This is a genomic window from Mesorhizobium sp. M7A.F.Ca.CA.001.10.2.1 (assembly GCF_003998575.1).
Lineage (GTDB): Bacteria > Pseudomonadota > Alphaproteobacteria > Rhizobiales > Rhizobiaceae > Mesorhizobium.
Window position 1 is genome coordinate 1 of sequence record NZ_RZQY01000187.1, and the last position, 9,536, is coordinate 9,536.

Genomic DNA, 9,536 nt, shown 5'->3' on the forward strand with positions numbered 1-9,536 from the left:
ATCTTCTTCAGGTCGTCTTGTGGCATCGGCTTTCAAATAGCGGCGGAAATTCGCCAGCGTAACACCCTTCATGGTCGCGCCGCCCGGATCGGACGGATTGTCTGACCAGAGTCAGATTTCAAACGCGCGCAAGCGCCCGCGCAAAGTGGCTGTCATGGCTAGTACCTTCCGCCTGATGGGCAATTGTTAAGTTTGGCAGTGAAGTTAGGAGGGCGGAAAAATCAGTCGGTTGAGCAAATCAGCGGTCTAGCCGCTCGCACTCATCGAGTAGGCCACCAAGCTCCAGGCAGAGATCGACGCGGCCGAGGCTGTTTGCGTTGTCATCGATCCCCATGCGGCGGTTGTAGGCCGTGACGGTGTCCTTCAGTTGAGAAACACGACCGGCCTTATGACCGCTGGAATAGGCGAAACCAGCGATGCAAACGGTTGCGGCGATTGCAAGCGCGGCAGTCTTGGCGTTCATGGTACTTTCGCCTCTCGAATCAAATTTGGGGAGAATTCGTCCATGGAAGGGAGTTTGACCGAATTAGCAGCGCGGCTCCAGATGCAATGGAAGGCTTGGGCTCCCGCGATTGGCCTTGGAGTTGCCGCCGCCATCGGCATGATTTGGACCGTCTATCTGCCGATTGTCGGATTGCGTCACCTGCTCGGATACAATTAGACCTCTAGTATCAGCACAGGCTGGTCCAATCGTGCCCAGCTATCCGAGATAGTTCAGCGGGTGCGGGACGAAACACTGCGGACGAGCATCGGCAAAGTCGCGACCCTCGACGGCCGAGCAGTCATCTATCAGCTACAATGATGCCCCTGCAGACTCCTGGCGAATCTGAGAAAGGCCGGGCATCCTCGATTGAGATGGCCACACGGGCTGCAAGTAGTTGCCGTCGAATGGCACGCCCGGTCATCAGGGCGTGCGCCCCGAGCCGAGGCCCTTACCACGACCCTTTTGGAAAACAAGCGGCAAGGCATCATCCCCAGGTCGGGCGGATTGCTGACGTTGTCAGTGGTAGTGCCTCTTCGCAGAAATTAGACAGGCATTTGGGCAGAAGTGGTCATTTTCTGAAATTCGGAAAGAATCTCCGGGAAACTCTGCGCGAGATATCGAACGACACGGGCGTTCTCCAGCAACCGGCAGAGATACCCCCTGGCCACCACCAGATCCAGGTGGTCGGATCCATAGCTCTCCTCGACAAGCTGGTATTCCTTATCGAGTTTGGTTGATTCGTTTTCCATCAATGCGATCTGCGCATCGCTCAGTCCGGCTAGCTTTTTCGGCTGCGACGTATCGGCAAGCTGGGAGGGCGGGGTCGCGCCGACCAGGGATTTTGCGTAGTTGATCGAGAACTTGTTCATGGCGATCATCAGTTGCGCCGCCTCGATCTGGCGCACGGCTGCCAGCTTTCGCAGTTCGATGAACGTGTTGGTCGGAACGAAGCGGTCCTTGAGCATGTCGATCGCTTCCGGGCATATCCCTTTCAGCAGATGTTTTTTAAGCCTGATTTGGCCGATGTTGACATTGAGGGTTCTCGCGATGGTCTCTTCCGGGACGCCGCTGTCGATGGCCTTCAGGATCATGAAGTGTTCCTGGATCGTCGCCAGCCGGCTTACCCGTTTGTTGTAGGTGAATGCCTCGTCATCGTTGGCGACCAAACAATCAACCTCAGTGTCGCCCATCTCCCGCAATATCTCGATGCGCATGTGGCCGTCGACCAAGAGGTACTTTCCCGGCGTGTCCTTGTCCTTTGCAACCACGGGCAATTCCACAAGCCCGATCTCGCGAACGGACGACCTGACCTGTTGATATTTCGGAGTTTCCCTGGCGCTTTCGGTGAACAGGTGAAGCGGCTGGATGTCTTCAAGACGAAGGCAAATAGTAGCGCGCTCAAAAGCGAATTTTATGTCTGGAACGGTAGGACGCTTTGCGGTCATGCGGGCTCAACTCTGCTGATCCGGGCCGCCAGGTTTCGTGGGAGGGTGTTCAGTCCTTCCGCCGCAAGAAGATCCTGGAATGCCTCTTCTGCCATGAGTTGCCGCAAGGCGTGGGTGACAAACAGCAGGCGGTTTCGCGTTGCATCCGCTTTGCGGACCAGAATGCGTTTCCTGTCCGTGTCCGCTTTGAACGCCTTGATCAACGCTGATGCTGAAGGATTCTTCCTGCGATCTGGCAGGAACGTTCCCAGGCCTTTCCCCCGCCTGCGGCGGTTCTCAATCAGGCGTCGCGCTATCACAAGCTTATGACCGCGCAGTTGGTTCTCTTGATAGGCAAGCTGAAGAACGGCCTGAATCCCTGGCTCGTCGGCGGTGGAAATATCGACTGCTACCGACAGCGGGATCTGGCCGGAGTCGACCGCCCGCAGAAGGCGCTGTTCGCCTTGCGACAGGAGGCGTGCAACCCCTCTGACATATTCGGTCGAAAGACCGATCTTTGCTGCAATGTCGACGTCGGAATAGCCGCTTTCTTTCAGCCGACCGATGTCGCGAAGCAGGTCATAAGCGGTATGATACCGGCGAGCACAATTTTCCACCAAGCCTTTGACCAGCGCCTCGGCCTTGGTTGCCTCTATCACAAACGCGGGAATCTCGGTCTGGCCAAGCAACCTGAAGGCCTCGATCCGCCCCTGGCCGCACACCAGGTCGTGCGTGAAAGCGCTTTCGTCGACATTCCTCGTGGTCACCGTGATGGGACGCTTCAGGCCGACGCTCTTGATGCTGTCGACAATGTCCTGGAAGGACTTTTTGCCTCGCGCACGCGGGTTGGTGATCTTGATCGCGTCCAGGCGCAGGAGCGAGATTGGTCTGTTGGCGGTGACCATCAGCGAGCGGCCGAGATGGCGTCGCGTTCGGCCAAGGCGAACAGCGGATCCAGCGATTTGTAGAAGAAAGTGTTGAATTCCAGCCTTTTGTTCAAGGCGCAGTTTAAGGGCTTCCCGCCAATCTCATTTGCTGGCGCTATCAGATAGTCGAGGATCGTCTGGTTATCCGGGCTCATGCGGATGGCCACTTTCACGTCCGCAGCGGTACCCCGTTCCGCAGAGGCCACCCAATGAGGATAGCCATATGGCGTGGCCCGACAGCGACCCATCGCAATGGCTACGGTGAATTCATCGTTGACGCGAAGCACGCCGAGAGCACTCTGACGCACCGCAGATCCGCCCGCCCGCTCGATGGTCGCTATTGTCGTTTGGACGACTTCTTCGAAGACCTCACGAAGCCGCCTTCTGATATCAAGAAACCGATAGTTCTGAGACGGATCGTATCCAACGAGCTTGTAGGCTCGCAGCAGACTGCCGAATTTTTTCCTGTAGCGGCTGCTCGGCGGACAGTCAGCCGCCGCGTCAATCATCGGGCCTGAAAGGGTACCGCGCCTCTTCAGAAGTTGGGCGAGCACAACCAACATCTGATCGTTGCTCATCTTAGATGAGCGGGCGTCGGCTATGGCTTGAGCCCGGTCGAAAAGCTTGCGGTCCACAATGGGTTCAAAGGCGCCGTCGGCGCGGACCAATCGGGTCGTATCGTTGGTCACCTTCCTTTGCTTGAGTTTGAAAGACTGCCGATTCCAGACGTTGTTGCCCACGTATTTTTCGTTGCTGAGTATTTGATGAATGGATTCGCGTTTCCACGATCGATTGAGATCGGTGACCACTCCCTTGGCATTCAACGACCGCGCAATCTGCAGCTCGGTCCGACCAGCCATCACGTATTCATCATAGATCCAGCGCACCGTCGCGATTTCATCAGGTGGTCCAGGCACGAGGATGACCCGATCCGTCTGGAGGCTCTTGTACTCTTTGAGAGCGAGCATGGTCTTTGTGCGCCCATGCTGGTCGATGAGCCGGCGCCTCAGGCCCAGGCCGGACGACCCTCCCTGCCGGTATCCCATTTGAATGAGCCTGCACTGGCCGGCAAACACCTTGACCGACAACACCCGACTGTGCTCGGCCGCCATCGTGCGCTTTATCGCCTTGAGCAGGTCTGATCCGATGCTGCCATCGTTGGTAAACTGTTCGCCACAATATTCAATTCGCACGCCGGCAACGCGACACCGATACTCGTACGACGCACTCTCATCGGGGTTCGGGAATCGCCCCCAGCGACTCACGTCGTAGACGATGACGATTTCGAAATCCGCGTTCTTCGTTTCGACATCCGCCAACAGCCTTTGCAGGCCGGCGCGACCTTCAAGGTTCAAGCCGCTGCGACCGGGGTCCTCGTATGTGGCCACAATGTCGTAGTTCATCGCATCCGCGAATTCACGGATTGCATCCTTCTGATTGTCGATCGAGTAGCTCTGGTGGTCAGTGGACATTCGCACGTATTGAGCTGCGCGCACGCGCTGTGCGTCTACAGCAGGTCGACGGACTGTGTGCGCCTGTTCCATCCTTCAACGCCTACAAGGCAGATTGAACGTCCGCTTGAACCGGCAACGCTAGCGGTATGAGGCTTCAATCCCGTTACACATTGATCGACACTTTGTATCGAATGAGACTTGTCGCCATAAAAACGAGAAGCTCGGAAAATAGCAGGCAGGGCTTCTATCAACACCCGAGAAACCATGTCTTTTATCGTGAGGGCTCGTGCCCCCGTTCCGCCGCATTGCGGCCGCACGGGACGAACCATAGGGATTTCAGGCCTTCAAGGGAGACTTCACATGAACTTTCACAAAGTCATAGCCGCCGTGCTGATGACCGCAGCACTGGCAGGGTGCGCGCAGACCGAAGGCCAGCAGCGGGCCGGAACTGGCGCTCTGATCGGCGGCGCCGGCGGCGCCCTTGTCGGTCAGGCCATCGGTGGCAACACCGAAAGCACGCTCATCGGCGCCGCCGGCGGCGCCCTGCTCGGCGCCGTCGTCGGCTCGGCCACTACGCCGCAACGGCGCGGCGAACAGATGTGCCGCTACCAGGACCGCCGCGGCCGCATCTACACGGCGCCGTGCGACGACAGGTACTACAACGGCGATTATTAAGCAGAGGGTAGTCTGCCCATCCCTTATCCTAAGTGGGCAATGGGAACAGAAGCTCTACTGTGGGGCGGTGGCCCTGCTCGTACATTTTTTCTGATCGCGCCGCCGGCGGCGGCGCTACGTTGTCATCTTTTGCCCATAACATAGTGCTACCAGCAAGGACGGCGGGTTTCTGGAGGTCGTTATGACTGAGAGCCTTGCCGGCACCCTGAAGAATCGTGGCAAACAGGCAGCCAAGCGGCTGCTTGGCTATGATTCGCGCAACTGGCTGCGTATCCGCCAGATCGAGGCGTTCACGCTCTTTCTCGAAGCCGGCAACCGCAAGGCCGCCGACGTGATCGAGATCTCGCCCGGCTGGAACCGCTATTGGCGGGCAATGTGCCCCAATTACCGCTCGGTCGATTTCCCCGCCTTCGACATCTGCAGGGATCGCACCGACGAGCAATATTCGATCGTCATCGCCGACCAGGTGCTGGAACATGTGCGGCGGCCGCACGCGGCAGTGCAAAACATCCACGCCATGACCCGGCCCGGCGGCTGGGCGATGGTGGCAACACCTTTCCTGTTTCGCGTCCACGCCAGGCCGCACGACTACAACCGATGGACCCCGGCCGGCCTCAAGCAGCTGATGGTCGAGGGCGGCTTCGCGGAAGCCAACGTCAAGGTCCACGGCTGGGGCAACAAGGCCTGCGCCAGGGCCCATATCGGCGGCCCCGTCCGCGCCTACGGCCTGTGGCGGGATCTGAGCAATGACGAGGAATACCCGCTGATGGTCTGGGCGTTTGCGAAGAAGGCGTGAGTGGCGGAAGTCCCGCTCCATCGTGGTGACGGCCAGGGAGTCTCGCTGGACACTTGACCGGATCCGCCGCCAGTGACCTACTTCGACTTCGAGGAGGCGTTCGCGAATGGACATTCGAACCACATTGACGGAGCTGTGCGAGGCCTTCAACGCGCACGACCTCGGTCGCATCATGGCGTTCTTTGCCGACGACTGCGTTCTGGAGATGCCAAGGGGAGCCGAGCCTTGGGGAACGCGCTTCGAGGGCAAGCGCAGCGTACGAGACGCGCTTGCGAGACGATTTGAGGGTTTGCCCGATGTGCATTATGGCAATGGGCAGCACTTTGCGGACGAGGCTGCCAACACCGGCATGTCGAAATGGACCCTCACCGGCACCACCCGCGAGGGCGTAAGAAAGGAAGTTCGAGGTTGCGATTTCTACACATTTCGTGACGGAAAGGTGATCCGCAAGGACTCATACTGGAAGATCGTGGAGTAGGGGTTGGCACTCTTGTCTGATCTTTTCGTTGTCCCGCATTCCAAAGCAGGTGGATTACGCGATGCGCGTTTGCATCGCTGCACTCGCCGACGAAATGCCAACCCCGAAAATCCCGAAACGCATTCAAAGTAGCTGCCAAGATGAACCCATGTCGTCATGCCTGTTTGGTCTCCCAGGCCAAGCGAACGCTATTCCATGTCCGGCACGTCGCCACCTACAAACAGAGTTGTCGGCTCGCCATACTCACCCACCGAAGGGTTACCCTCGCGCGACCACGCAATGACGCCAGCATGCTTGCCGCCAGTCTCCTCGCAGTGCGTATCGCTCTGCCCAGTCGGCTGCCATGCCGGTTTGCAGGTCGCCGGTCTCATGACCGTCGAAGGCCGTGACCACGATCAGCCTGGTGCTTTGTGTTGGGAGAGTAAACTATTTGACCTGGAGGGTGTCTTTCCGCTGGACCAACAGCCGGTTGAAGTTGAGCGGCGCAGGGGGAAGAATCTCCGTCATCTCGAATAGAGGCACAGGGCCTTCCGGCTCCGGTGCTTTCTGCTTGGCCTTCAGGTCCGTGATCTCCTCGTCGCGCCGCGCAATCCGGCTTTCCAGATTGGCAATGCGCTCCGCAAGAAAATAGCGCCCCACGGCAAATCCGCCGCCGCCGAACAACGCGGCAGACGTAGCAAAGGCCAGCGGGTTAGCCGCCACCAGCGAAGAGTTGCTTTGAATGAAAGCGATAAGGTCATGCATGGCTAAAAAGCTCTCCTCTCACGCCGAGGACAATTCAACCAGCCGACGGGTCGCGCGAGGGATCGTCATACCAAGTCGCACCCGATCAGTATTGGGCAACTTCGCCCTCCGGCCTGGCCCTGCCGTGCGGAGCGCCGCGAGTGTGTCAGCACAAGCTTCCTCAGATGTCTCGTTCCATTCATCCCACTATCGTCGCCGTAGGGCGGCGGGGCTGGATCAGTTTGCGACGTTCACGCCAGTCATCCCACGACAGGGCCCGTATCATCATAGCCAATGGAGACTATCCCCGGATGCCTGTGGGCTATGGCGAGTATCTGAGTCTCTAGTTCGCAGTTGTAGGTCATTAACGCCTTCACGGTCTCAAGCGGGCTATCGTAGCGAGCGATAAGCTTCACGGCTTCATAGTGCAGTTCGGCTTTGGCATCGGCCTCCGGGTACATCGTTCCCATCGCGGTTCCTCCTTGCGCTGCATACGGGTGATGCAGTGAGCAGCATCAAGTCGCTCCTTTGGCGAGGCAGAGTGTCATGATGTGTCCATTCGCAATGACTCCGAATATATGGCCATAGTGAACAAAAAGGGAACAAAATGTCAAGGACGACCTGAGTCGGAGAGGACTTCTATTTTGGACATGCCCCGGGTAAAAGGCCCCCCGCGCTTAGCAAATCCTGTGTCGAGCACATGAGGTCGGGCTGCTCGTCCGCGTCTGCGTCAACGGCAGCATCACCTGTGGGCCGAGCAAGCACGGTTGCCGCGCGCATGTGGCGGCAACGGCTGCTCGATTCGTAGATCAGGTTAAGAACGCGGCGAGGCCGCAGCCGGCTGCTGGTCGAGAAGAACACCTCGACGGGCATGCCGCGGCGCCAGGGTCAGTCCTTTGAGTCTGGTAAGTTCCGCGCGCGGCAAATCGACGTGCACCTTCCGATCCGGAGTGCGCAATGCCCGACCGTCTGAAGGGCCACTCAAATTTTCTGACCCAGTCGAGGTGGAGGCTATCATAGTTGATTGTTGCTGCCGGTGACCTGGCGTAATCAAAGGCTCACGTAGCTTTCCAACAGAGGACGGTATGTTGTATCCAGGTCGATTTTTAGAACCGAGCGACATTGTGATGCTTGCCCGTGTTTGTGAGACGGTCTGCAAAGAGCGCGGCGTACCTGTTGCTTCGCGGGCGGGAGAGCGCACGGCTGCGCACGTACTCAGGCTGTTCATGAACGGCTTGAGTGGGGAGAATGAGCTGCTCGATGCTGAGAGGAACTGGGCTCGACGGAGTGATCTGGCTTTCGAGAAGGCTGCTGTCAGCTACGATGACACAAGAGAGGCCGCGTGATTAGCTTCCTGAGAATCGAAGTAGCGAAGAAAACCGCTCGCTCCACGCGACGAGCCCCAGAGGCACCCTCTGGATAGAGCAGGGTGTTGCTGCGGCATTCTTAAGGTGAGGTAAAGCTTCCGCACGCAGCCCGATTCGTGGGCGATCGGCTCTGTTGGAATTTGGTGGTGAGACTAAGGACAATCGACGCGTAGTGTGTTCCGGGCGATCTTCCAGGCGGACTCGACATGCCGCCGCGCTGCTGCTTCCGCCGCTTCCGGCTTGTGTGCGCGGATCGCATCCATTATCTCGTTCATCTCGGCGATCGCCGCTTCGCGGCGGTTGGTCGAGACGATTGTCATCGAACGAAGCTGGTTGATGCGGACATTCAGCCCGGAGACGATTTCCCAGGCGACACGCTTGTCGGCGGCCTCGAACAGTGCCTCGTAGAATTTGGTCGTCGCCCGCATCACCGCAGGCGGCGTCGCCGACGCCCACGCATCGAACAAATCCGCCAGCGCCCCTTCGAGCGTTGCCAACTGCTCGCCGGTGGCCGACAGGGCACAGGCTCGGGCCGCGATGCCTTCAAGCAGAGCCCGAAGCTCGTAGATCTCGTCGGTACGGCCGAGGTCCGGCCTGGCGACGGCCGGCCCATGCCCAGGGATCATCTGCACGAGCCCCTCTGCCTCCAGCTGCCGCAGTACCTCACGCACGACGGAACGGCTGACGCCGAGCTGGTCGCAAAGCGGCCGTTCGACAAGCCTTTCGCCAGGCTGGAAATGGAAATCCATGATCGCTTCGCGCATGCGCTCCAGCGCCAGCGTCCTCAAGGTCTTGGAGCTGCGGTCGATGCGAAGCGTGTCGTCTGGCATGCATGCCTCCTGCGCCGCTACGAAAACAGATTCGATGCCCGGTTGACAAGGTACTTGGCGCTCCATAGCATGGTATACCATAAGATGATAGCGGGATTGGATGTCCCGAGGCACCACCTACCCAAGGAATTCCATGCAGCCCGCCATTCGTAAGATCGTTACCTATACCGAGAACACGCTGATCGAAGGCGGCAAGGCCGCCCCCCGGCCGCTGCGCCTTATCGGCGTCGCAGCGGTGCTGACCAATCCCTGGGCCGGTCGCGGCTTCACCGACGATCTGTCGCCCCAAATCCGAGCCTGTGCGCCGGTGCTGGGAGAGATCCTGACCCATGAGATCGTTGCCGCCGCCGGTTCCGGCGAGGCTATCGAGGGCTATGGC

The 9,536-nt window shown here is 58.9% G+C and carries 12 protein-coding genes and 1 pseudogene; 5 read left to right on the forward strand and 8 right to left on the reverse strand.

From position 1 onward, the window contains the following. A pseudogene (locus EN964_RS39235) lies at positions 1 to 96 on the reverse strand (glycosyl hydrolase 108 family protein); the annotation flags it as partial. A gap of 142 nt (positions 97 to 238) precedes the next feature. Next, positions 239 to 463 (reverse strand): hypothetical protein, encoded by a 225-nt coding sequence (locus tag EN964_RS14300; RefSeq protein WP_127266850.1) that lies wholly within the window; start codon positions 461 to 463, stop codon positions 239 to 241. Positions 464 to 505: 42 nt separating this feature from the next. Between EN964_RS14300 and EN964_RS37685 the strand changes: the two genes are divergently transcribed. Further along, complete coding sequence (locus EN964_RS37685) at positions 506 to 661, forward strand: hypothetical protein (protein ID WP_164748839.1); 156 nt, start codon at positions 506 to 508, stop codon at positions 659 to 661. Positions 662 to 1,026: 365 nt separating this feature from the next. On the opposite strand, the gene EN964_RS14310 is transcribed toward EN964_RS37685, so the two are convergent. The 3 genes from EN964_RS14310 to EN964_RS14320 are packed head-to-tail and all read right to left on the reverse strand — an operon-like array spanning position 1,027 to position 4,378. Further along, complete coding sequence (locus tag EN964_RS14310; RefSeq protein WP_127266851.1) at positions 1,027 to 1,929, reverse strand: plasmid partitioning protein RepB C-terminal domain-containing protein; 903 nt, start codon at positions 1,927 to 1,929, stop codon at positions 1,027 to 1,029. Further along, the gene (locus EN964_RS14315; protein WP_127266852.1) at positions 1,926 to 2,813 is read right to left on the reverse strand and encodes a plasmid partitioning protein RepB C-terminal domain-containing protein; all 888 of its coding nucleotides are present in this window, start codon (positions 2,811 to 2,813) and stop codon (positions 1,926 to 1,928) included. The genes EN964_RS14310 and EN964_RS14315 overlap by 4 nt, the downstream gene beginning before the upstream one ends. Further along, positions 2,813 to 4,378: a recombinase family protein gene (locus EN964_RS14320; RefSeq protein ID WP_236383537.1), complete on the reverse strand. Its 1,566-nt coding sequence runs from the start codon at positions 4,376 to 4,378 to the stop codon at positions 2,813 to 2,815. Before EN964_RS14320 ends, EN964_RS14315 begins: the two co-directional genes overlap by 1 nt. A 270-nt stretch (positions 4,379 to 4,648) precedes the next feature. Here EN964_RS14320 and EN964_RS14325 point away from each other — a divergent pair, with 270 nt between their 5' ends. The 3 genes from EN964_RS14325 to EN964_RS14335 all read left to right on the forward strand — a co-directional run bounded on the left by EN964_RS14325 (position 4,649) and on the right by EN964_RS14335 (position 6,237). Further along, positions 4,649 to 4,963, forward strand: a complete 315-nt coding sequence (locus EN964_RS14325; protein ID WP_127266853.1) for a glycine zipper 2TM domain-containing protein — start codon at positions 4,649 to 4,651, stop codon at positions 4,961 to 4,963. A gap of 181 nt (positions 4,964 to 5,144) precedes the next feature. Continuing rightward, the gene (locus tag EN964_RS14330) at positions 5,145 to 5,759 is read left to right on the forward strand and encodes a bifunctional 2-polyprenyl-6-hydroxyphenol methylase/3-demethylubiquinol 3-O-methyltransferase UbiG (RefSeq protein ID WP_127266854.1); all 615 of its coding nucleotides are present in this window, start codon (positions 5,145 to 5,147) and stop codon (positions 5,757 to 5,759) included. Positions 5,760 to 5,865: 106 nt separating this feature from the next. Further along, positions 5,866 to 6,237 carry a nuclear transport factor 2 family protein gene (locus tag EN964_RS14335; protein WP_127266855.1) on the forward strand — a complete coding sequence of 124 codons (372 nt, stop codon included), beginning with the start codon at positions 5,866 to 5,868 and terminating at the stop codon, positions 6,235 to 6,237. Positions 6,238 to 6,663: 426 nt separating this feature from the next. On the opposite strand, the gene EN964_RS14345 is transcribed toward EN964_RS14335, so the two are convergent. The 3 genes from EN964_RS14345 to EN964_RS14360 all read right to left on the reverse strand — a co-directional run bounded on the left by EN964_RS14345 (position 6,664) and on the right by EN964_RS14360 (position 9,157). Further along, positions 6,664 to 6,981, reverse strand: coding sequence for a hypothetical protein (locus EN964_RS14345; protein WP_164748840.1), 318 nt, complete (start codon positions 6,979 to 6,981; stop codon positions 6,664 to 6,666). Positions 6,982 to 7,220: 239 nt separating this feature from the next. Continuing rightward, complete coding sequence (locus EN964_RS14350; RefSeq protein ID WP_127268586.1) at positions 7,221 to 7,430, reverse strand: hypothetical protein; 210 nt, start codon at positions 7,428 to 7,430, stop codon at positions 7,221 to 7,223. A gap of 1,049 nt (positions 7,431 to 8,479) precedes the next feature. After that, positions 8,480 to 9,157: a GntR family transcriptional regulator gene (locus EN964_RS14360; protein WP_127268588.1), complete on the reverse strand. Its 678-nt coding sequence runs from the start codon at positions 9,155 to 9,157 to the stop codon at positions 8,480 to 8,482. 133 nt (positions 9,158 to 9,290) lie between these two features. Here EN964_RS14360 and EN964_RS14365 point away from each other — a divergent pair. Continuing rightward, positions 9,291 to 9,536: amino acid synthesis family protein (locus tag EN964_RS14365; protein ID WP_164775820.1), on the forward strand; the 246-nt coding region annotated here is incomplete at its 3' end.